Origin of the sequence: Ruminococcus sp. RTP21204st1_B2_RTP21204_210225 (genome assembly GCF_040914135.1) — a bacterium.
Taxonomy (GTDB): domain Bacteria; phylum Bacillota; class Clostridia; order Oscillospirales; family Ruminococcaceae; genus Hominimerdicola; species Hominimerdicola aceti.
On record NZ_JBCPGA010000001.1, the window covers coordinates 77738 to 101165 of the forward strand.

The window sequence follows — 23428 nt, forward strand, 5'->3', positions numbered from 1 at the left end:
ATCCATTCCTCCCTACTTCATCTCAACACGAGGGTCAACCACTGCATAGAGAATATCTACAACAAAACTCATTATAAGATATGAAACAAGCATTACAAGCACAAGCACCTGTACTATCGGATAGTTGTTTTGCTGGATACCTGTTACCAGCATACCACCGATACCAGGAAGCGAGAATATCTGTTCAATAAGAACAGTTGAACCTATAGCTCCCGCAAACATATATCCTGCTACTGTAAGGACAGGTATCACAGCGTTATGAAAAGCATGTTTGAATGTTTTATTGAACTTGCCGAGACCCTTTGCCTTTGCGGTTATCATATATGGTGCTTGAAGTTGGGATATCATGCTGCTTCGTGTAACTCTTCCCAGTGTTGCAACAAGTCCAACCGCCATTATGATACCCGGAACAGATATTCTTGATATAAACTCTGCTGTATTAGAATATGTTCCTATGAAACTGTATCCAGGTACATATTTTGAAAGAAACAGAATAGCAAGAATGCTTAGCACAAACGTCGGTATACTTGAGATCACCAGCATAAGAGTCGACAACGCTGAATCTATCCATGTTCCTCGCTTCATCGCCGCCAGAACACCTATCAGAATAGCTATCACTGTTCCTAATATCGTTGAGAAAAGAACAAGACCTATTGTTATCGGTATCCTGTCTATTATCTGGTTGAGTATCGGCTGCTTTTGAACGTAATCAATTCCAAGATCACCATGTGCAATGCCTTTGAGCCAAATAATATACTGCTTCAGCAGCGGCTCATCAAGGTCGAACTGCTCTGTATACTGTTGCTGAAGTTCAGGTGTTGACTGCTTGTTACCTATGATAACAGTCAGCGGAGATGTTGGATTAAGTCTTAACGAAAAAAACACCAACAACGAAACCAGAAAAGTTATAACAACTATCTGTATCAATTTTTTCAGAATGTATTTTACATAAGCCATAATAACACCCTTTTCTATAAAATGAATTTTTGGATTTTAAATCCTTCAAATTTATCTTGATTATATTATATACTTTACAGCTACTGTAATGTCAATATGCTAGCTGCAATTTTGTTTAAAATAGCAAAATTCGCTGTGATACAAGCATATTATCGTTGATTTTGTATATTATTTCATCTTAAAAATATGGTATTCGTGGCAAGCAATACATACGCAAAAGAATGCGACCATTTCTAAAATGCAATTTTGTTAATATGATATTGCAAATAGCAATAATAAGAAAGGACGTCTGATTTATCAAACGTCCTTGTATGACCCTATTTTCATCATCGATATTCTTTCAGGCATCTTTGCCCAAAAGAATATATGACAGCTTTTATCAGTTGTTTTCAACGCTGCTTACAGCTTCCGTAACATTGTGATACCATTTGCGTGATCTCAGTCGTCTTTGACCGAGAGGAAGCTTAAACAGCTCTATAGCTATGTGAGCAGCATAAACATACCAAATATCGACCTTAAAGATAAGCCCGAGAATTAGCGTAAGCGGCATTCCTATCATCCATATGCTGCCTGCGTCCATGAGCGTAAGATACCTTACATCTCCGCCGCTTCTAAAAATGCCCTCTACCTTAATACAGTTCACCGCATTAGGTATGCAGTATATAGCAAGTACGCACATACAGTTTCTCACACATTCGCCCTCAAGGGTACCCTTTATTCCATAAATATGCTGAACAGGCAACATAAGAGCAACAATGATACTGCATGATACAAGACCAGCTATGATAGAAATCCTATTGAATCGATCAGCATAGCGATAAACTTTTGGCATATCGGCAGAACCCATCTCAATGCCCAGCATAATAGTACATGCCCCCGCAAAGCCCATTATTGCAAGCTTCGCAAACATCTCCATGGTGTTCAGTATACTCATTTCTGCATATACTTCCGTGCCTCTTGTTCCATATACCATATAGTAAAACGAAAGACCCAGAGACCAAAGCATATCATTCGCACACAACGGAAGCGAAGTTTTAAGATACTCCTTGTATAATCCAACATTTAATGTTTTCAATGCCTTAAAAAGGTTTTTCCTTATCGGATTATCTGAAAGAAAGAAATATAGCAAAAGTCCTATCAACTCAACAATTCTTGCAGCAAGCGTTCCAAGCGCAGCTCCTGTCACTCCAAGCTTCGGCGAACCAAGCTTTCCAAAGATAAACATATAGTTAAAAAACATATTGAACATCATACTTCCTATGCCCTGTATCATCGGTATCTTGACATTGCCTATATTTCTAAAACAAAAGCTCACAGCATAGCATATGGCGTCAAGCAAATATGATACCGCCACGATACGCATATATGGCTTTGCCTTCTCTATAACAAGAGGATCTCTGTTAAAAAGCCTTATTATGATATCAGGAAATATCATTGCCGCCAAACACATCACAAGACCAACAGTAAACGTGACCGTTACGGCTGTCCAAATTATGCGCTGAAAATCTTTGATATTTTTTTGACCCCAATAACGTGTCAGATATATTCCTGCGCCAGTATTACAGCCATATAGGAAAGTAAAATAAACGCTGAAAAAATTTGTAGATACTCCTACCGCCGCAATAGCTGTGCTACCTAAGGTGCTGACCATCCACTGATCTATGAAAGTGAGACATTGGCTGAATATTGAAGAAACAAGCAGCGGCATTATGATACTGAGAAATTTCCTGTTAAACTCCTTCTTCTCAGCTTTAAGGTCAACGCTTTCCGACAGCATATGAATCACCCCTCTCATCATTTACAAAGCCGTTACAGTTCCCTTTCAGATGCTATGTTGTATGCCGCAACTGCATATAGCTTGCCCGCACATTCCGCAAGATTATTGAGCGAAGTCTCTCCAGGGTCATTATAATCAAGCATACCGCATACTGAAATGCCCTTTATGTCAAGACCAACAAGCCCCGTTTCCATTATCTCAACGACCTCATGAGAAGCAAATCCTCCAGCATAAGGTCTTGCCGCAGATGTCACAAAAGCAGGATCATAAAAGTTCATATCAAAGATCACAAAAACAGGTTTTCCTGATACATTCTTTTTTATTGCAGAACCCACGTCTGAAAACTTCATATAATCCATGTCAGAAGCTGTCAGCACATCTATACCCAGCTTTTCTAGCCTGCCACCGTATTGTGACATTCCGTTTCTTATTCCAACTTCAAGAGAAGAAGCATTGTCGCACATATCCTCTTCTGCCACTCTAACAAGCGCAGAACTTACCGAACCGCCGAAGTGGATAACAGCCATTTTGCCATACTTTTCATAGCAAGCTTTTATCTGCCCATAAGATGTCTTATCATCTCCGCCGATCATAAAGCTGCAAGCTCCCGTGGAAGCTATCGCTTTTTCAGCCGTATATATACATTCCTCAGCGGCTGCCTTTGAAGAATCGTCGATGATAAGGTCACCGCAATCTCCGCTCTTTACGCTATGCGCCATATCAATGTCAAGTCCCTGATCGCAAAAACCGAAGCCAAAAATATCACGTCTGAAATATGCAGAACCATTTCTTGAACCAGGCTTTGCAGTTTCATCACACTCATATGGTAATGCTGCAAAAAGAATATCATAACCATTTATATCATAGACCATAGGCGTTTCCAAAAAACCTGTTGGCCCCAGATCTTTCAGATCATCAAAGTTTAGTTTAAATGGACATTTTACCATATCTAACACCGACCTTTCCTATTATTCCTGCTCCGCTTTTTTCTTTGAAAGCAAAATAACAAACTGCTTTAGTATCGCCACTGCATTTATCGCAGTTATGCCTGCGGGATCGTAATTTTCCATTACCTCCACCAGATCAAAACCTACGATATCCAGCCCCGCAAGACCATTTCTGATTATCTCACAGGCTTCATATGTAGAAAAACCTCCTGGCATTGGAGTTCCTGTACCAGGTGCATAAACAGGGTCAAGAAAGTCAATATCGAAAGTGATGAAAACCTTAGCGTCTCCCACCTGTTCCTTTATTCTGCGGCAAGTTTCCTTTATTCCGATCTTATGAAGCTCTCTCGCCGTGATGACCTTCATTCCGTGATCTTGAGCATACTTGATGCGATAAGTATCTCCGCCGCTTCTTATACCGACCTGAATAGAATGTTCAGTATCAAGAATATCGTCCTCAATAGCATTTCTAAAAGGCGTTCCATGATTATATTTTATCCTGTCGCCATAATCCCAAGTATCTTCGTGGGTATCGAAATGCACCATTGCGACCTTGCCATACTTTTCGCTGTAAGCTTTAAGTTCAGCATATGCAATAAGGTGATCGCCGCCCAGAACGATAGGCACTGCACCTGCGTCGAGTACCTTTCTGACCGATTTCCTGATAAGCTCCATTGTCTCCTCAACATAACCAAGCACAACGCCGATATCGCCCATATCCATGCCTTTTAAGTTAGCGACCTTATATGAGTTATCCTGTTCATATGACAATCTGCCTGCACCATAAGCATTTCTTATCGCTCTAGGGCCAAAACGACAGCCTGTCCTGTTTGTCACGCTGGTATCATAGGGCACGCCCAAAACAACAAAATCTTCGCCATCGATATCCTGCTTATATGGAAGCCCGAAAAGCGTCTTGATATTATTTTCTCTGCGCTTTGCAATGTTGCTTCGTGTCTCTTCTGAAATAATTTTATCAAACATTTTCGATCATTCCTTTCTTAGCATATTCTTTGATGCCCGCCTTTTTGCAAGCCACACAGGTAATAAATTCTTTTACGATACGGCTGGCAAGAATTGAAGTTATTCCCCCTGCGTCATAGTTCGGTGCGACTTCAACAAGGTCAAAGCCAACAATATCAAGACCGATAATCGCATGACGAATAAGTTCAAGAGCTTGTCTTGAAGTAAATCCACAGGAAACGGGAGTGCCTGTACCGGGAGCAAAAGCAGGATCAACAAAATCTATATCAAATGTGACCATGACCTTATTGTTTCCGACCTTTTCACGAATAAGCTCCGCCGTTTTCTCAATGCCCATATGATGTATATCAACAGCATAGATATGCTCAAGGCCTGCATTATTCGCAAAATCAAAATCACTCTCTTCAAAAAGTCCGCCTCTCATACCTACCTGTATAGATGTTTTCGGGTCAATGCAGCCATATTCGATCGCTCTTCTGAAAGGGGTAGAGTGGTCGTGATGTTCTTTATCAGTATCGCTGCCCCATGTATCTGTATGCGAATCAAAGTGTATTATCGAAACAGGCCCGTAAACATCCTTATAAGCCAGCAGTTCAGGAAAAGTAATAGAATGATCACCGCCCAGAACGATTGGAATTGTACCTGTTTCCAAAATAGCTTTCATTTCCTGTGGTATCGAACCAAGATAAGCTTTCTCAGCGTTCCATATATCAAGATCTCCATAATCAACGCCCTTTACATATTTACTCGTATCAATGCCGACAGCCTCGTTCATGCTGTCTGTGGAAAAGGCTCTGCGAATCCCATCAGGACCAAACCTCGTTCCCGGACGATATGTTGTTCGGATATCAAATGGAATACCTATAATAGTGTAATCCGCCCCAGATGTGTCAGTTGAACTTTTCAAACCGCCATATGTAAGCTGCACCTTTTTATCAGTATTTATTGCGTTCATAGAATCACTTTCCTTTCTTAATTTGTTGATTTCATTTTACGCTATACAGTTACAGTAAAGTCAATGCTCATTTGTAAAGAAAAAATTAATTCTATGACAACAGATTATCCTAAAGCGTTCTTTATTTTCTGCAAACTAAACGTCTAAAGCACATATCATATTATTAATGGCAAAAAAACACCCCGTATCATAAGACACGGGGTGAAATTTTTGTTATCTATTCAGATATCCTAAACTTTGCAAGAATTACTTCTTCTGTGCAATAGCAGCCTGTGCAGATAGGTAAAAATATGGGGGTTTTTAATGAAATGAGCATTGTCCTCATTCTCTCCCCTATGTACCGAGGAAATCTTTTCGATTTCCTCTAATTTGATAATGCAGTTTTTCTTTCTGCCTTCCGCTGTAAAGGTTGCTTTCACATCTGCTGTCCCATTCAGATTAACATACCAATCAAATGTAGTATCCGATGTTGGTGTTATCAAATATACAAACCGATTGACAACATCGTGGCTGATAGTGCTACCACTAAAATCAACAAGGCTGTTCAGAGTAGAACGGATACCCTCTATATCCAATCCTTTCGGATTGCTTTTTTCCTGTGGAATTTCATCAAGTGCTTTTTGAAGTTTCTTGATTTCTTCATCGACAGGACTTCTCATTGCTTGATACTCGTCTTTGGAAATCTCTCCATCAGCTCTCATAGCAATCAAGTTAGTCAGTCTGCTATTTGCCTTATCCAATTTCGCCTGTATCGTTACCGTATCGGATTGAGTTTCGTTAGATTTTTCTTCCTTATAATAACACTTAATAAGGTCTAACGCAATCAGTACAGACTCTTTTCTCTCTGTCCAGAGATGCTCTAACAGAGCTTTTGCCATAAAATCAAGTTTCCAATCGGTTATCATTCTGCTGTCACAATATCCCTCAGTGTCTAAACCGATTTCAGCTCTTTTCCGTTTAATTCCGTTGTTAAGCTGATTGTAGCATTGATAACCGTAAGAGGTTTTTCCGTCCAATTTCGTATGCCATTTGTTTTTACGATATGATGAGCCGCAGGAGCAACGCAGCTTGTTGACCCATATATCTCGTGAATCACGCTTACTATGTGTGTTTTTTCCTGCCGATACACATACAGGTTTTACTCTGCTTTCCCTTATTGCCTGTGCTTTATCCCATATCTCTTGAGAAATAATAGCAGGGAAATCTCCCTCAACATATTCATAAGTGGACATATCAAGATTGTTAATTCGCTTCTGCTCTAAAAAATTATTGCTTCTGGATTTGTTGTAACACTTTGTTCCTGTGTAGGTGGCATTTTTAATCGCTCTCATAATATTTGAAACGCTCCACTTTATAAGTCCAGAAGCTGTTTTCCTTTTTCGCTCCGTCAAAATCTTTGCGATTTTCATCGAGCCATAACCTTGCAGATACAAATCATATATCATTCTGACCGTTTCTGCCTGTTCCTCATTGATAACATAGGTATCTCCAACACGGTCATAACCTAAAATATTACCGTTTCCATAGAGAACACCATTATCACGGCTGATTTTCTGACCTGCTTTTACACGCTCGGAAGTCTTACGACTTTCTTCCTGTGCCAATGTTGCCATAAGAGATAGCCGCAGTTCTCCATCTCCGTCCATTGTCCAAATATTATCGTCGATAAAAAACACCTCAACGCCTATGCCTTTCAACTCTCTTGTAACAACAAGGGTATCCACAACATTTCGTGCAAAACGGCATACCTCTCTGGTAACAATTAAATCAAATTTACCTTGCTTGGCATCTTCAATCATTTTCAAAAAGGCAGGGCGTTTTTTTGCCTGTGTTCCCGTGATACCCTCATCAATATATCGTTCACAGACCGTCCAGTTCGGATGATATTTTACTTGGTCATCATACCATTGTAACTGATTTTCCAATGCAGATAACTGCGCTTCGTGTTCTGTTGATACACGACCATAAATAGCAACATTTCTGGCTCTATTTCTATCAAACTGAGCATAATCTGTGAGCTTAAATCGGTAATTATATTCATTTACTGCTGTATTCATAAAGCATACCTCCATTTCTGTGCTGATTACATTCTACCTATTATCAAGCCGCTTGTGAAATGTGCGAATTGGTGTGCTTCACGATATTTGTATATGTGGCTTGATTTATTTTCCCTTTTTCAAGAAGTATCTCAATGAGTTTCAGAGCTGCGGTATATTTATCTACTTTAATATTGTCCATTTTGACCTCCTTTCAGAGAAACACTAACGGCAAGAGCCTTATCAACTCTTGCCATTATGTTATTGGGCATCATTCCCATATACTGTTTTAACCTCTGCTTATCAATCGTCCGTATCTGCTCAAGCAGGATAACAGAGTCCTTGTCAAGCCCTTCATAATTACTTACTGCGGTATGTGTGGGCAACTTTGCTTTTGTGTGTACTCGGCTCGTAATTGCTGCAATGATTACCGTCGGGCTGTGCTTGTTTCCTATATCATTGGAAATGATAAGTACAGGTCTTGTGCCGCCTTGTTCTGAGCCGATAACGGGATTAAGCTCCGCATAGTAAATGTCGCCACGCTTAATAATTCTTTCCATTGTGTTTGACCTCCCAATATGATTTAGACAGGTGCTTCCTGCCTATGTAGGCAGCCAAACGCAAGGAAGTATTTAAGGTCGGAAGTATCTTAACAATATCTCTGTTCTTATGACCGCCTTTCGTTTGGCTGATATGATAGAAGCATTTCAACTTGTCCTCGACACCCCGAAATGCTATGGGAAGTCGCCAAACGGTCAGCAGCGAACTGACGCCACGGGAGTTCCACCCCAACTGTCGTTCTGACAGAGCCGCCCTCATTGCCTGCGACGGTTTTTTCACGCTCGGACTGTGACTGGACGGGAGTATCATTATCCTCTTTGTGGGTTATGGCGAAATCGGGAGCTGCCCGATATTTTGAGTCGGTAAAGATAGGCTCACCACCTTTCAATCGCTCGCTGCCGCTCGGCAGGTCGTGGCGTACCGCTGCACACGCTTATGCTCATCGCAATCACAAAGAGAAAGTATTTGGCGAATGGGTATTCGGTTGTCAAGGAGCTATCCCGTTTTCGCCACACAAAGGAAAACAGGGTAAGAGGTTTTTGTCCTCTCACCCTGTAGCCCGTGGGAAAGTGCTTTTTTGGACACTATCCTAAAAGTTTTTTTATTTTTTCTTTGAGCCTGCTCAACCGCTTATAAACGGTGTACTCTTTCATATCGAGCATCAGAGCAATTTCAGCGATAGAAAATCCCTGTAACTGCAACAGAACTGCCTGCAAAGTAAGCCTGTCCACTTTAATCAAAACTTGGTAGAGCTGCTGATTTTCGATGTTATCCAAAAAGTCCTCAACCGTTTTTATTTCGGGTGGTGTTGTATCCTCTGCGACTTCATCAAGGTATGTACCTGCTTCCTGCATACGCTGATAGTACCGTCTGTCAGAATTAAAAATCGCCCAATCATGAACACGGAGCTGTTCTATAGTGTCTTCGCTAACCCCCAAGCTCCGTAACTGCTTTTCCTCGGCTTCTTTCCAGAGCCGCCATTTCTTTTCTTCTCTGGCTTTGTTGTAAGCCATAATGTGTACCTCCAATCTGAATTTTTTTGAGAAATTCAGATTGAGGTGGGCTACGGCACCCAATGCCAGAAGCAGGTTTATCCTGTGTTGCGACAAAAAACGACAAACAAAAAGCCGCAAAGGTACTAAGACCTCTACGGCAACACGCATAATTATCTCTATGATATAGATATGTGACTTCTACTCGAAAAGTAGAAAAGTGCCACGAGCAAGCAAGGCTTTTTTTAATAAGTTATCCTCACTTCTACGTGACACTATGTAAATAACTGCTGCTTCTGATAAGCAGCGTGATGGTCGTGCTTGACCAACACATAAAAATCCCTCCAAACTCGAAAACGGGTTTAGAGGGCAGTAAAATTTAGTCTGGGCGTGACAAAGCCGCCCACCAAAGCACCGTTTTTTTTATTCGGCGGGCTTGTCCTACCTATGGTTATATAAAAACAGAGCCGACAAACTGCGATTACTCACTTGTTCATCGGCTCTGCATCTTATGCGTCTGGCTCTTTGATGACGGTTATTTGTAAATTCTTTACATCAATCAATGTTTCCTGTTTACATTTTGGGCAGTAAAGAGGATAGTTTTTCAAAACTGTGTCCTCTCTGCTTTTGTTTCGGGTTTTGTTTCCGCAAAGAGGACATAATAGCCATTCTGTCTGCTTCAAGTTACAACCTACCTTTCAAAATTAAATACATTTACTTACTATCATTCTGCGATAAGCTCCAATAACACGATTTCTGGACGGTTATTAAATCGAATAGGGATTATACTATTGCCAAGTCCTCTGCAAACAATCATATTTGTGTCACCTTTCGTATATAAGCCTGCATCATATTTTGGAAACAAGCCTTGATTTGGAGCAACCAAACCGCCAATAAACGGTAAACGAAACTGACCACCATGTGCGTGACCGCTTAAAACTAAATCGACACCACAATTTACATAGGCTTCAAACAATTCTGGGCGATGTGAAAGCAAAATAGTGTAATTGTCTTTATCTCCGATTAGTCCCCGTAATTTCGTATCAACCATAGCAGGAACTTCTCCAAACATATCCCCTTTAAGCGTAAAGCTTGGGTCGGAAAGTCCGATAAGCGTAATGTCATCTCCATTATATTCTAACTGCATTGCTTTATCTTCAAGGACAACTACACCAGTATTTTCAAGTTCTGCTTTAAGCTCATCATACTGTGACAAACTGGCTTCGTGATTGCCTGTTACATAATATGTATCTGCAATTTGAACAGCTTCTTTTGCAAAATCAAGGGCAACATCAATGTCCGTATGTTCAGCATCAACTAAATCACCCGTTATTACTATTATGTTTGGCTCACATTCTGACAGTATTTGTAACAGTTCTGCATTGTCTTCTCCGAACACTGCATTGTGCAGGTCGGATATTTGAGCTATCCGAAAACCATTAAATGCGGCAGGGATACGATTGCTTGAAACAGTCACCGTACTCAACATCAAAGCTGTATTGCTCCACATAGTCCAAATAATCAAAGCAGCAATCAACGTGCATACAGAAATCAAAGTTTTTTTAGATAATCGTTTTTTCATGGTGTTCTCCATCTTTCCTATATTATGATATAGAGCCAACCTTACAATTAGATGAATTTTGACTTACAAAATAGTAAGCTAAAAGAGGCAGACAATTCCGTTCAGGAATTACCTGCCTGCCCCTCTATGAATGCAATAATATTGAGAACTATTGCACACTAATTATATCTACGATAGATGTTTTCTCCAATTTTTTAATGGGGTTTCTTACTGCCAAAATTACTGCAATGGCAACAACAACAATAATGATACCAAGCTGAACCAGAGGAACACTCCATGCATCGCCCCATTTATAGGTTATAAGTTTGCTAAATAAAATCTTGTTACAGACTATTCCTAAAACGCTACCGCAAATAGTACCTGTGATTGCATAGGTAGATGCTTCGGCAATAATCATTTTAGCCAGTTGCCTGTTACTTAATCCAATCGCTCGAAAAACTCCGTATTGTTTCATTTTTGCCACCACACTCATAGCTATGCTATTTATGATATTGAATAGTGTAATCAATGCAATCAATACCAAAAAGCCATAAATGAAAAGCCCAAAACAATAGTAAGCCCCACGGGTGTTACTATTACCCATTCGCTCATCAGAAAATGTATATTGTGAGCCTACCAAGCGGTGTATTTCATTTACATCATTCTCTGTGGCATTTTGAGATAACTGTATATCAATAATACTATAATCCGTTTCGCCCGTCAGTTTTCTAAAGGTATCCTCAGAACAAATGAGCTTGCCAACATCTTGACGATTATTAAATGGGCAGTCAGATAACATACCGACAATCTCCATATCAGCTTGGCTGCCATTCAAATTTAAGGTAATGACATTGCCTACCTCAATGTCGTTTTGTGGCTCAAAAACGATAAGTCCTGTATTACTTTCACTTTGTGCTTTTTCCAAGCTGCCGGACAAAACATAGTCCTTTGCCCAGTCAAACTGCATGTCTTCATATGAAATAAGGTCAACAACTTTTTCCTCGCCATTTACGATTACGGGAACATTGTAAGCAAACATTCGCCCATAAACATTTTTTACGGCGAGATTTTGCTGTAATTCCTCAATAAATTCAGCCTTTACCGAGCAGGTATCTTCTGGACTGATAACAGATATATCGGCAGTCCACGGCTGTAAAGGCGTCAATGTGTGATTCATAAAATCAATAGTTACTGAAAATGCAAGAAAAAGAATAATACTGATTGAAAATGAGCTAATCATTAAAATAAAATTCTTTTTGCTTGCTTTAGCATGATGAATACCAAGAGAAGTGTCTATCTTGAAAAACTTGGTATTCGCCGCTTTTTTTACAGGTTGTAAATCATTTGCATTTCCAGATACCGCTGCCAAAGGAGAAACTTTGGATGCTTTCTTAGCAGGAGAACGGGCAGCAAGGAGAACTGTCAACAAACCAACAACAATACCCGCTATAATACTTGGATAGCTTATACTAAAAGCAGGCATTCCACCAAAATATTGTGGACTAAGCTGCCGCAAAATAAAACACAATACCCAAACCAATACCATACCGCCGATAACACCAAGTGGAATTGCAAAGCGACACCAATTCATAACCTCTTTACGTACTAACTGCATAACCTGTTTAGGTGTTGCCCCTATGCAACGAACCATTCCAAAAAACTCTGTTCGCTGTGCCACATTAGTGTTCATACTACTTGCAATCATTAAAACGCCAGCCATCAAAACGAGGAAAAATAGAATTATTGCAACAGTATACACCTGTGCCATGAATGAATCATCACTCTGCCCCATCAAACCAAGCAATGTTATATTTTCGGTTACTTGTTTATCGGACAATCCGTACTGTTCTTTAATCTCAGCTATCTCTTTTGGAATGTTTCCTTTATTATCAAATAGCACGAAAAACATTGTATACTCAGATGGGTTAACATCTGTTTCATTGGAGTAAATTGTTCGAAAGCCATCTGTTGTCAAAAACACACCATAAACATCTTCACGCATAAGGTTTGCGGAATTTTTCATAAAGCCAGAAATAATATATGAGAATTCCGTTCCATTTGGCGTTGTAATTACAATTTGCTCACCAATTTTTAACTTTAGCGTATCCTTCGCATTGATTGATATCATTGCTTCATTCTCAGTTTTAGGAAACGTCCCTTCATCCAACACATTAAAAATTTCTGTAACTATGCTTTCATTTCCACCGCATATACTCACATTTTTTCCATGCAAAGTATATTCTTGTTCTCCTCGAAAATTCAGCGTACCATAATCGGCAACAGTAGCTACCTCTGGTCTGGAAGATATAAGCATTGCATCTTCATCACTAATGTTTTGTATGCCAATATGCCAATTTCCGTTTTCCTGCTGTGCCTGCAAAATCTGCCCTCTGATAAACATATCAGCCATACCGAAAATAGCTGTTACCAGAAAGACAGCCAATACAATACAAATAATAGACATACGATTTTGCTTTCGATGTACTTTTGCAGAAATAGGAACAAGGTCAAGATAACTTTTCATTCGCATTACCTCCCAAGTCTGTCAGCACACCGTCTGTGACACGCAAGACACGGTCAACCATAGAAGTAAGACCGTTGTTGTGCGTAATCATAAGTATTGTTTGTTGGTAATGTCTGGATGCTTTTGTCAGCAAATCAATAACATCTTGGCTATTCTTGCTATCCAGATTGCCTGTCGGCTCGTCCGCAAGAATCAACTTCGGTTTTGTAATCAATGCCCTGCCAATAGCGACACGCTGCTGCTGACCGCCAGAAAGCTGGCTTGGCAAATGGTTTCTTCGTTCTGTTAAGCCGAGCAATTCTAATATTTCTTCTACATCAGAAGCTTTCGGTTTGCGATAATCCAAAAGAAGCGGAAATGCTATATTCTGTTCCACCGTCAATTCAGATACAAGCTGAAAAGACTGAAAAATAAAGCCGATATTCCTCCTTCTGAAAATCGTGCGTTCTTCTTCTTTCATAGAAAATAAGTTATTCCCATCCATCGTGACTGTGCCAGAAGTAGGAACATCCAATGCACCGATACAATTTAGCAGGGTACTCTTCCCAGAGCCAGACTCTCCAACGACAGCAACGAACTCACCTTTTTCCAGAGAGAACGATACATTTTTCAAAGCATCGACTTTTGCCTCACCAGTTCCGTATGTTTTACACAGATTTTGTACTTTTAAGATTTCCATTTATAAGTACCTCCTTTCTCACAAGGATAGAAGTAACAGCTTACAATCAGATGAATTTAACCTTACGATTCCGTAAGGAAAGACAATGTAAAGGTTGTTCCCTGTAATAGCTCGCTCTGAACAGAAAGAATACCGCCTTGTCCCTCAACAATCGCCTTTGCTAATGGCAATCCAAGTCCAATCCCTTGACTTTCTGAAGTATTTTTGCTTCGATAAAATCTCTTAAATATGTGGTGTATATCCTCTTGGGAAATGCCGTGTCCGTTATCCGTAATAAATATTCTAATCATAGCGGGCGTTTGTTCCCACGATATAGAGATTTTTCCCCCTGTATCTGTATGGTCAAGTGCGTTTTTGATAATGTTGCCAATGGCTTCGCCCGTCCACTCTATATCACAGTAAAGCATCTGTTCCAAATCACCATCTATCACAATTTCCTTTTTTTCATTGTCCGCCCGTGTTGTCAATTCACTAATTGCGTGATTAATAATATTCGGGATACTGTAATTGGATTTTTCAAAAGAGATGCTCCCTGCATCTATTCTTGTGATTTTCAACATAGATTGAATAAGCTGTTCCATTCTCTTTAATGCAGTTCCAATCTTTAAGGAAAATTCTTTGACCGTTTCGAAGTTTTCTGGCTCATTCTCAATAATTTCCTGATACATCATAAGTGCCGACAGAGGCGTTTTTAATTGATGTGATATATCAGAAATTGTATTTTTAAGAAACTCTTTTGTCTTTTGTTCTGTATCATTTTTTGCTTGAAGCATAGTAGCCAATTGGTCAACAGAAGATAAGAGCTGGTAAATAGTTCCCTCGTTAGATTGCGGAAGGTGAACAGTATAGTTCCCATCTATGTAGTCCTTAATGATGTTTTCTGATTCCCTATATAGTCTTTCCCTACGATACAAAAACAGCATTGTACCTAAAAACAGAAGCAGCGTCCATAGAAATAACATCACAAACAGAGATGTCAGTATTGTATTTTTAACAGCAGATACATAAGGTAAATTTTCTATATCCGTGCTGTTTGAAAGACCAATTTCGGCTAAAAACTTATTTCCTGTAGTGCCTGCTTCCGTATTCATTAAGGCTGTTGCAATTACTTCCTTTGAAATTCCTTCTTCCAGTAAAGAAGTAGCAATCGCATTATTGTGTGTTAAAAACATTTCTTTGGTAGCCGCCGTTTGCGTGTCAATGACAGCTATTCCCATCAAAAAAAGCAGCAAAACAAGAGTAACAATGAAAATGCAATAATAACGGCTATGTTTATCATGTAAGAAGTTCATTCGTCCACCTCTTTCCACTGATAACCAAATCCTCGGACTGTTAGTAAATGTTCTGGATGTGATGGGTCTGTTTCTATTTTTTCTCGCAGTCGTCGCACATAGACGGAAAGGGTATTATTGTCTACATAATCTCCTGTGCTGTCCCATAACTCGTCTAAAATAATATCTCTTGTAATAATACGGTTTGCATTCTTTACCAACAGGCATATTAAACGGTATTCTGCGGCGGTAAGTTCTAATATTTTTCCCTTTAATAAGACACGGCTTCCTAAAAGGTCTATCTTAATATCGCCACATTCCATAACTGCCCCTGTTCCTTGAGTGGACAACCCTGCCCGCCGCAGCAACGCTCGTATGCGTGAACATAACTCGCCTAACTTAAACGGTTTTGTTATGTAGTCATCACCGCCGCAGTCCAGACCACGAATAATGCTAACTTCTTCATCAGAAGCTGTCAGAAAAATAATCGGTATCTGACTTCCGTTTTTTCGTACTTTTTCACATATCTCAAAACCTGTTCCGTCTGGCAATGTGACATCAAGGATGAGCATATCGTATTTTTCTATCTCAGATAAATAAGTTAGAGTTTCCTGCACAGAACGGACAAAATCGACATCGAAGCCATTTTTCTTTAGCGAATATTGCAGTCCGTCTATTAAACTTACATCATCTTCTAGTAATAAAATTCTATTCTCCATAATCTGTAACCTTTCTCCGCTTATCAACGGGCTTTTTTGAACTTTTAGGAATAAGCCACACCCGATTTATATTTAGGACACCCTCAATACGGTTTTCTTTGCATAACCGTTGCACACGCCGCACCGATATCCCCCAAAGTTCTGCGGCTTCCTGTGCCGTCATATATTCAAACATTTCTGACCTCCTAAAATCGTACTGTATCTATTATATCCGTTTGAACGAACAATATCAACTATGCAAATGTGAATTTTTATATCTTACAAGTAGAGATTTTATATCCTAATACAAGGGATTTCAGACCGTTCTATAAGAACTATCATTTCTGTAAAATATAATAGAAGCATTATATTGATACAAGGTGGTGAGTTTATGGACGCAAGAAACAATGATTTTGACTTCGATTTTACACCGATAGGGCAGGCAATCAAAAAAGCAAGGACAGCAAAAGGTATGACCAGAGATGAGCTTTCTCGTATTGTGGATTATGACCCAAGACATCTTCAAGCGATTGAAAATGAGGGGCAAAAGCCAAGTCTGGAGTTGTTCATTCAGCTTGTGACGATGTTCGGTGTATCAGTTGATGAATACATATTCCCAGATAATGAGGTCAAGAAAAGTTCCGTCCGCAGACGCTTAGACGCAGAACTCGACAAACTAAATGATAAAGAGTTGCTCGTAATAGAAGCAACTGTCAGCGGTCTATGTAAGGCAAAAGAGCCAGAGGAATAAACCTCTGGTTTTTCTTTTGCCCATTCTTAATAGGCAGGAACACCGTAACCATAGATGGAGCTACTTCCAACCGTATATTGATTTTGCCTGCAAGTGTCGCCAGAGTTACCCTCCACGGTGTAAACGACACCGTTTTCGCATTTCTCCACAATGCCTACATGGTCGGTTTCTCCGTCGCCTTCCCAATCAAAAAAGATAATATCGCCTGCCGACGGCTCATAGCTTCGGTCTTTCCATTGTCCGTTACCCTTAAACCAATTTGCACCGTCCACGCAGCCTGCGAATTTTGGGATAATCCCGCTTTCGATATAGCCACATTGGTCGGCACACCAAGACACAAAGCAGGCACACCATTCCACACGCCCCTCAAAGCCGTACCAACTCCAATAAGGCTGACCGCCCTCATTGCCGAGCTGTGTCAAAGCGACCTCCACAATCGCCTGGTTACCGCCGCTTGTGAACGCTCTCCCGTATGGATAATACCGCAGCACATGGGCGGGATATTGCGTGTCGCCATAGCTGTCCCAACCTAACCGTGCCGCCTGCATGGTGGAGAACTCTACCGCATTGGCATAGGAATAGCCGCCATAGTTAGTCTTAGCCCACGAGATATAGCCGTTGCCGAAATTGTAACCCTGCAAGGCAAGTTTGATATGCTCCATATCAATCGGGTTTTCTACCTCGGCAGAGATAAGGGCAGCCTTTAATTCCTGTACACCGCACTCAATCGAATATTCTGGGTCTTGTATCCCGTTCGGCTCGTGGGGATACCTTGTGTTAAAGCTGCCCTCCGCCGCCTGCATCGGGTCAAGTCCACGCCCGCCACTTTCCTGCATCATTACCGCCTTGATAAGCTCCACATATTCGGGAATACCGTACTGTTTGGCATATTTCTGTATCAAAGGCTCATAGGCTTCCACCTCTGCACTGACAGGGGTATAGGCGTTGCTCCCGCTTCCACCACCAAACAGGGAAACAGCACAGCCGAGCAGGACAACAATGAGAATAATCACAACTGCAATCCAACCACCTGCAATTAAAGCGGAAATCAGAGCTTTTGTTCCTGCAATAATCGCCTTGACCGCAGCTATGGTGGCTCTGACCGTAGCTTTTGTTGCTTCAGCGGTTGCCTTTGCGGTGGCTTTTGCCGCCTGTGCTGCCTTTTGGGCAGTTTTCGCAGAAGCCTTTGCCGCTGCCTGTGCCGTTTTTACCGAGGTTTCCGTCGTTTTAATCGCCGCCTTAGAAGTTGCCTGTGCGGTTTTAATTCCCTTTTCGGTAGTCTTGACTGTTCCCTTAGCAGTTGTTTTCACCGCTTTTTCTGCATTTCGGGCTGTGGTCTTAATCATTTTTTGCCCCTGCTGTCGGGTCTTTATCAACTGCGATTTTGCTGTCTGGGAAACATCGGGGGCAGAGGAACGGCTTGCAGCCCCGTGACGGATCTGCAAACCGTGTTGTTCTGACATATTCTGTGCTGCTTTCTGCTCTGCGGCTTTGACAGCCCGACTTTGCTTGAAATCGGTTATTTTATCTTTTGCCTTACCGATATTCTCCTGCGTTGTCTTGACTGCCTTTTGCCCCTGCTTATTGAACTGGTGGATACCTTCGTCCTTTACACGGTCTGCCGCATAAGAAATCCTGTCCGCAGCATATTCTGTGGCAGAGTTTTCATCAGCGTAATATCCCTGTTCCGCTTTTTCCTTTATCCCCACATAGGCAGACTTCATACGCTCACTGGCTATGGCGGCTTTATCTATGGTCTTTATCGTACCTTTGACCGCATCTCTGGTTTTTATATCAGCCATAGAAAACCTCCTTTCCCAGAGGATTTGCGTTCAAATCAGCCGACCTTTTTTGCCACTACAACGAGTCTGCCGTTCTGTGCGGAGTATTCGCAGGTGGAAAGGGTAATGAGCCTGTCGCCGTATTCAGCGGTCACACCTGTATCATACAAAGCAAGCTCCTTGCACTTCCCGACATAGGAATTAAAATCTTCCTCATTCTCCGCATCAACAAAGTCGTAGTATCGGAAGCCCTCAGAGCTGTACGCCACAGTCTTAAATACGGCGACGATTTCATACTCTTCCTGCTCTGTGAGGGTATCAAACTGAATATTCTTGTGTTCCTCATAAAAGCTCTTGGACTTGTAATCCTCCAACGCTCCAAACATCTTGCCGCCCTTGATGTGATGACCGTAGATAACCAGATTGTCACTTTCGGCAATATCACAATTCTCCTGCACATAAGGCGTACCTAAGTCACTGTACTCTTTTTCAAAATTGTGCTTCAGATAGAAATTCGGATTGTTCCTACTCTGCATCACAGGATAATTGATTATCGTGCCGGCAATGGAAAGCCAACCGACCATATCCTCATTCTGTAAATACAATTCCTGATACTTGGCAAGCACATCTTCTCCCTCGCTGACAGGGGCATCGTCTGGCATGGTTTCCTCCGTGGGAGCCTGCTCTACCATTTCGGCAATCTCCTCAAAGGCTTCCGTCTGTTCGTCCACCTGTGCATAGTGATGGTAAATACGGAAGCCGCAAAAAGCCGCCGTACCTAACAGACACACGGCGGCGGCAACACAGATAATAGATTTATAATTCTTCATAGGCTTTTCCTTTCTTATCTTGAAATTTCCGTCTGTTTTCTGGGAGCAGGAAGCTCCCAGCAATATTCGGGGTATCTGACCTTGATGCCCTCCATAAAGTAGGGAGCAAACTCACAGCAGAACAACTCCTCTGGCGTGAAATACCGTTCCCGCCCTTCCTCTGCATACCCGTTCCAAAGGTTAAAAGCAAGATGGCAGACCTTGACTGTTCCGCTTGTCTGCCAGCCGCCGTGCATACCCTCTGGCTCGATGCAGTCCTCCTTGAAATTGAACATCTGGTTGATGTTCGCCCTCGTTTCTGAAGCGATACCCATTACATAGAAAAATGCCCTATGATAACAGTCGTTCACTCTGCATTTCATCATATTTTCCAGAAAGAAATCACGGTGAGCCGTATCACGGAATTTAATATCAGCCATAAAAGACCTCCTTTCTTAGACCTCACCGAACTTTGTTGTCATCAACTTGTAAAGCTCGGTATTGCGTGGGAACTTGTTTACAAATGGTACAAGGGAGCTGCCAACTTTGAGTAATCCCTGTCCTGCACCGACATTCGTGATATAGCTCATCTGAAGGTCGGAGATATTAAGGAGCTTGGCAAGCTCAAGTCTGTCCGTAGACGCTTGATTAAGCATAATGATAAATTCGCTGTTAGCAAGCATCGTCCTTGCGGTATGGCTCTGCAAAAGGTCGTCCACATTCTGCGTAATACCCGTACAGTACGCACCGTATTTACGCACACGCTTCCAGAGGGTAAAGAGAAAGTTTGCAGAGTATTCGTGCTGAAAGAGCAGATAGATTTCATCAATGAAAATAAAGGTATTTCTGCCTTTGGCTCTGTTCTGCGTGATACGGTTTAAGATACTGTCAAGCACCACAAGCATACCGATAGGCTGTAACTGCTTACCCAAATCCAGAATGTCATAGCAGATAAGGCGGCTGTGGGTATCCACATTGGTATGCTTGGCAAAGGTGTTGAGAGAGCCATCTGTAAATAATTCGATAGCAAGGGCGATTTCCTGTGCTTCTGGTTCGTTCTGTTTAAGAAGTTCCTCACGGAAGTCCTGCAAGGTGGGCGGCGTTCCCATATAGTTGCCCTGCTGATAGTAGCGGTACACGCTTGCCGTACATCGGTCAATAATGGATTTCTGCTTTGCTCCCAAGTTCGTGCCGCCGATGAGCTGTTCGCAAAGGGATAAAATAAACTCCGATTTCAGAATGACAGGGTTTGCACCGTCACCGTAATCGGAGTTCATATCCATAGCATTGATGTGATTTTCACTTGTCGCAGAGATATGAATAACCTCTCCCTGCATTGCTTTCACAAGCGGGGAATATTCACGCTCTGGGTCAATGATGATTATATCGGCATTAGGGTCGGTCAGAATGATATTCGTCATTTCTTCCTTTGCGGTAAAGGATTTTCCTGCACCCGACACACCGAGAATAAAGGAATTGCCGTTAAGGAGCTGCCTGCGGTTGGCGATAATCATATTTTTGCTGATAACATTCTGACCGTAATACACACCGTTTTCATGGTAGATTTCCTGCACACGGAACGGGATAAACACTGCAAGGCTCTCTGTTGTGAGGGTACGCAGGACATCTATCTTCCGTACACCAAATGGCAGGGCTGTATTCAATCCGTCCATCTGCTGATATTTCAGCACCGCAAACTGGCACAAATGCTTTCTTGAGGTAGTCAAGAGAGCTTCTGTATCATTGTCGAGCTGCTCTTTGGTATCTGCCGTATGCACCATCGTCAGCACAGCAAACATCATTCTCTGGTCACGGGTCGTCAAATCGTCCAGAAATTCCTTGCTTTCCTTTCGCTGCTGTTCCAAATCATAGGGGATAACGGCAGAAAAATTGTTGTTCTGGTTCTGCTTCCTCTGCCAATTCGTGATATTGGTTTCCACACCAAGCAGACGGTTTTCCACCTCCCGCACGGCTTCATCTGTGGGAACGGGGATAATATCAACGGACAGCATCATATTCCTGTTCAGCTCACAAAGCTCCGCAACCATACTGTCCTTGATATATGCCGCATACTCTCTGAGAAAAATCACACGCCCATATCTGTCACCCATTCTGAAGCAGTCGCTCTCAAATTCAAAGGTATCAGGGCAGATAAAATCCTTGAAATCGTGACCTTTCCGCATCGTCTGGGTAATATCGAAGTGGAACGCTGTTTCTTCTCCTGTACGGTAGAAGTCGTGGAAGATACGCAGCTTGTCGCCTGCGTCCAGTTCCACACACTTCGACCCCAGACGGTTAAAGTGGGCGATAAGGTCAGCACCCACACGGGCGAAGTAGTTTCGGGCTTCCTCGATATTCTTCTTGCAGACAGATACGGTTACATACTTATCCTGTACGATGGAATTAGCCCCTGTCGCCTTATCCAGAAGCATTTTGTTGTATTCCTTGCGGTACTTATCCAGACCGTCATCAGCCATTGGGATTAAAATAGTCTGTTCAAAATCAGCTTTGTTCAAGCGACGGTTGTTGATAGTGATTTTCGTGGTCGCACCGCTGTCAAGGGAATTAAGAAGCTCCGAGTATTCAAGGAACATTGCTTCCTTATCCTCACGGCTTGCCACGGCATAGTTTATATCCTCAAATTTAAAGGTCTTTGCGTACTTGTTCCTGCCAACAAGGAATATGCCGTCATCCCAGATTGTCTTAATCGGGATAACATTCTGTACCGACTTCGGCACAACAAACTTTTCCCTGTCCTGCTTGAACAGATTTTTAAGAGTTCTCAGCATTGTTTACCTCCTTGCTGCGTTTCGCTTTTTTCTTTTTCGTTTTCTTTGGTTTCGATGTCCTGCCTTTCTGCTTTTTCCGTACTGTCGGCAACCCTTTTTCATGGGCTTCAATGGTCGGCTTCATCGTTTCGTAATAGAGATTATCTGGCAGGAACATCAGCTTTTTCGGCATCAGAAATTCCGATTTAATCCACGCCCAGACAAACTGTTCTGCGGTCATACCGTTGTATTTGATAAATCCCATTGCCGCAAAGGGGAACGCACCTAAGATACAAACCCAACTGAGGGTTTCCGTACCAAACCGTGGACGGAGAAGAAAATACAAACCCACCGCCACGCCGCAGGCAAGGACAGAAAAAATGAACTGTCTGAGGGACAGTCCAAAAAACATACTCTCCGTATAATTACGGATTTCCTTATTTATCTTGACTTCCAATCATAGCACCTCCCTTACAAGCCCATCATTTCTCTTACAACACGGTCTGCCATTTTGACCGCACCGACAAGGACGAGCATATTGAACACAAGCTCCCCGATATAGCTCCATACCATTGTAACCGCCGCCGCATCGGGATTGACCACAGGCGGAGAAGAAGCAAATAGGGAAAAGATAATGCAGGCAAGCACGATAACCGCACCTTCAAGGCATACAGCGGCATAGCTCTTAATGAAGCTCTTGCCGACGCTTTGGCTCGGCTCTCCAGCAAAAGCGGAAAGGGGTACGGGTGCTATGGCAGTATAGATATACAGCTTGAAAAACCTGCCATATACCGACATAATCATTATGAATGACAGCACCGTAATAAACAGTCCGCCTATCAGCGTGACCGCCCATAGCGGGATACTCTCAAAAAATCCGCAGTCTTCAACGGCTGTCACGATTTCCTGCGGCAACACCGTCTGCTGTGCCGAGCCAAATCCTACGGCATTCATAATCGTGGAAATCATACCCTGCACAATCTTAAACAGTGCCATCATCAGTTCTAATCCGTAGGTCACTGCACCTTTGGCAATGGCAAAGCGGATAAACAGCTTCAAAGCCTGCTCTGGTCGCTTGACTTCTGCAAAATTTCCGCAGGTACGCATCACACCCACAACAAAGAACAGCACGAGCAGGGCAAGTCCAATAGCCTGCACCGCACCGTGAATATCCACGATGACATTCCATATCGTGCCTCCCTTAAAGTTCTCTGGGGATTGGGTAATGAGCTGCCATATCTCGGCTAATTTCTCATTCCAAGTGTTTAGGGCGTTCTCTAAATTCTGTACCACCCAGTTATCAGACATTTGACCACCTCCTTGATGATATTAGATAACGGGAGCGAGTTCCGCACTCGGCGGATCTGCTCCCGTTAT

At 42.0% G+C, this 23428-nt stretch carries 24 protein-coding genes; 1 reads left to right on the top strand and 23 read right to left on the bottom strand.

What is annotated here, in order from left to right:
* Positions 1-12 precede the first annotated feature (12 nt).
* The 17 genes from AB5123_RS00315 to AB5123_RS00395 all read right to left on the bottom strand — a co-directional run bounded on the left by AB5123_RS00315 (position 13) and on the right by AB5123_RS00395 (position 16138).
* Positions 13-957, bottom strand: coding sequence for an ABC transporter permease (locus AB5123_RS00315; RefSeq protein WP_117864256.1), 945 nt, complete (start codon positions 955-957; stop codon positions 13-15).
* A gap of 379 nt (positions 958-1336) precedes the next feature.
* Positions 1337-2734 (bottom strand): MATE family efflux transporter, encoded by a 1398-nt coding sequence (locus AB5123_RS00320; RefSeq protein WP_347503290.1) that lies wholly within the window; start codon positions 2732-2734, stop codon positions 1337-1339.
* 32 nt (positions 2735-2766) lie between these two features.
* A complete protein-coding gene (locus tag AB5123_RS00325) occupies positions 2767-3681 on the bottom strand; it encodes an arginase family protein (protein ID WP_117923401.1) in 915 nt (304 codons plus the stop codon).
* A 21-nt stretch (positions 3682-3702) separates the two neighbouring features.
* The gene (gene speB, locus AB5123_RS00330; RefSeq protein ID WP_368364438.1) at positions 3703-4665 is read right to left on the bottom strand and encodes an agmatinase; all 963 of its coding nucleotides are present in this window, start codon (positions 4663-4665) and stop codon (positions 3703-3705) included.
* Positions 4658-5620, bottom strand: coding sequence for an agmatinase (speB, locus tag AB5123_RS00335; RefSeq protein WP_278946261.1), 963 nt, complete (start codon positions 5618-5620; stop codon positions 4658-4660). The genes speB (AB5123_RS00330) and speB (AB5123_RS00335) overlap by 8 nt, the downstream gene beginning before the upstream one ends.
* 230 nt (positions 5621-5850) lie before the next feature.
* On the bottom strand, positions 5851-7677 hold the full coding sequence (locus tag AB5123_RS00340; protein WP_368364439.1) for a recombinase family protein: 1827 nt from the start codon (positions 7675-7677) through the stop codon (positions 5851-5853).
* 43 nt (positions 7678-7720) lie between these two features.
* Positions 7721-7858 carry a hypothetical protein gene (locus tag AB5123_RS00345; protein ID WP_008703410.1) on the bottom strand — a complete coding sequence of 46 codons (138 nt, stop codon included), beginning with the start codon at positions 7856-7858 and terminating at the stop codon, positions 7721-7723.
* On the bottom strand, positions 7845-8216 hold the full coding sequence (locus AB5123_RS00350; protein ID WP_008703411.1) for a type II toxin-antitoxin system PemK/MazF family toxin: 372 nt from the start codon (positions 8214-8216) through the stop codon (positions 7845-7847). Before AB5123_RS00350 ends, AB5123_RS00345 begins: the two co-directional genes overlap by 14 nt.
* A gap of 107 nt (positions 8217-8323) precedes the next feature.
* Positions 8324-8605: a hypothetical protein gene (locus AB5123_RS00355; RefSeq protein ID WP_081856034.1), complete on the bottom strand. Its 282-nt coding sequence runs from the start codon at positions 8603-8605 to the stop codon at positions 8324-8326.
* A gap of 196 nt (positions 8606-8801) precedes the next feature.
* A complete protein-coding gene (locus tag AB5123_RS00360; protein ID WP_020993956.1) occupies positions 8802-9230 on the bottom strand; it encodes an RNA polymerase sigma factor in 429 nt (142 codons plus the stop codon).
* Positions 9231-9718: 488 nt separating this feature from the next.
* Positions 9719-9892, bottom strand: coding sequence for a cysteine-rich KTR domain-containing protein (locus tag AB5123_RS00365; RefSeq protein WP_008703416.1), 174 nt, complete (start codon positions 9890-9892; stop codon positions 9719-9721).
* A gap of 41 nt (positions 9893-9933) precedes the next feature.
* A complete protein-coding gene (locus tag AB5123_RS00370) occupies positions 9934-10791 on the bottom strand; it encodes a metallophosphoesterase (RefSeq protein WP_020993957.1) in 858 nt (285 codons plus the stop codon).
* Positions 10792-10939: 148 nt separating this feature from the next.
* Entirely contained in the window at positions 10940-13294 is a 2355-nt protein-coding gene (locus tag AB5123_RS00375; RefSeq protein ID WP_006857260.1) for an FtsX-like permease family protein, read from the bottom strand.
* The gene (locus AB5123_RS00380) at positions 13278-13973 is read right to left on the bottom strand and encodes an ABC transporter ATP-binding protein (protein ID WP_008703421.1); all 696 of its coding nucleotides are present in this window, start codon (positions 13971-13973) and stop codon (positions 13278-13280) included. Before AB5123_RS00380 ends, AB5123_RS00375 begins: the two co-directional genes overlap by 17 nt.
* A 62-nt stretch (positions 13974-14035) precedes the next feature.
* Entirely contained in the window at positions 14036-15265 is a 1230-nt protein-coding gene (locus AB5123_RS00385; protein WP_006857258.1) for a sensor histidine kinase KdpD, read from the bottom strand.
* Positions 15262-15963: a response regulator transcription factor gene (locus AB5123_RS00390; RefSeq protein WP_006857257.1), complete on the bottom strand. Its 702-nt coding sequence runs from the start codon at positions 15961-15963 to the stop codon at positions 15262-15264. The genes AB5123_RS00385 and AB5123_RS00390 overlap by 4 nt, the downstream gene beginning before the upstream one ends.
* Positions 15953-16138 carry a helix-turn-helix domain-containing protein gene (locus tag AB5123_RS00395; protein WP_006857256.1) on the bottom strand — a complete coding sequence of 62 codons (186 nt, stop codon included), beginning with the start codon at positions 16136-16138 and terminating at the stop codon, positions 15953-15955. The genes AB5123_RS00390 and AB5123_RS00395 overlap by 11 nt, the downstream gene beginning before the upstream one ends.
* 195 nt (positions 16139-16333) lie before the next feature.
* On the opposite strand from AB5123_RS00395, the gene AB5123_RS00400 reads away from it, so the two are divergent.
* Positions 16334-16693 carry a helix-turn-helix transcriptional regulator gene (locus AB5123_RS00400; RefSeq protein WP_006857255.1) on the top strand — a complete coding sequence of 120 codons (360 nt, stop codon included), beginning with the start codon at positions 16334-16336 and terminating at the stop codon, positions 16691-16693.
* A 26-nt stretch (positions 16694-16719) separates the two neighbouring features.
* Here the strand turns inward: AB5123_RS00400 and AB5123_RS00405 are convergent, their stop codons facing one another.
* Genes AB5123_RS00405 through AB5123_RS00430 form a run of 6 tightly spaced genes read right to left on the bottom strand, consistent with a single transcriptional unit; the run spans position 16720 to position 23359 of the window.
* Positions 16720-18495, bottom strand: a complete 1776-nt coding sequence (locus AB5123_RS00405) for a lysozyme family protein (protein ID WP_006857254.1) — start codon at positions 18493-18495, stop codon at positions 16720-16722.
* A gap of 35 nt (positions 18496-18530) precedes the next feature.
* Positions 18531-19304, bottom strand: a complete 774-nt coding sequence (gene srtB / locus AB5123_RS00410; protein ID WP_006857253.1) for a class B sortase — start codon at positions 19302-19304, stop codon at positions 18531-18533.
* A gap of 14 nt (positions 19305-19318) precedes the next feature.
* Positions 19319-19723 carry a DUF6075 family protein gene (locus AB5123_RS00415; RefSeq protein ID WP_006857252.1) on the bottom strand — a complete coding sequence of 135 codons (405 nt, stop codon included), beginning with the start codon at positions 19721-19723 and terminating at the stop codon, positions 19319-19321.
* A 15-nt stretch (positions 19724-19738) separates the two neighbouring features.
* Complete coding sequence (locus AB5123_RS00420) at positions 19739-22072, bottom strand: VirB4-like conjugal transfer ATPase, CD1110 family (protein ID WP_215650508.1); 2334 nt, start codon at positions 22070-22072, stop codon at positions 19739-19741.
* The gene (locus tag AB5123_RS00425; RefSeq protein WP_215650510.1) at positions 22056-22508 is read right to left on the bottom strand and encodes a PrgI family protein; all 453 of its coding nucleotides are present in this window, start codon (positions 22506-22508) and stop codon (positions 22056-22058) included. The genes AB5123_RS00420 and AB5123_RS00425 overlap by 17 nt, the downstream gene beginning before the upstream one ends.
* A gap of 14 nt (positions 22509-22522) precedes the next feature.
* Positions 22523-23359, bottom strand: a complete 837-nt coding sequence (locus AB5123_RS00430; RefSeq protein WP_006857249.1) for a hypothetical protein — start codon at positions 23357-23359, stop codon at positions 22523-22525.
* Positions 23360-23428 lie beyond the last annotated feature (69 nt).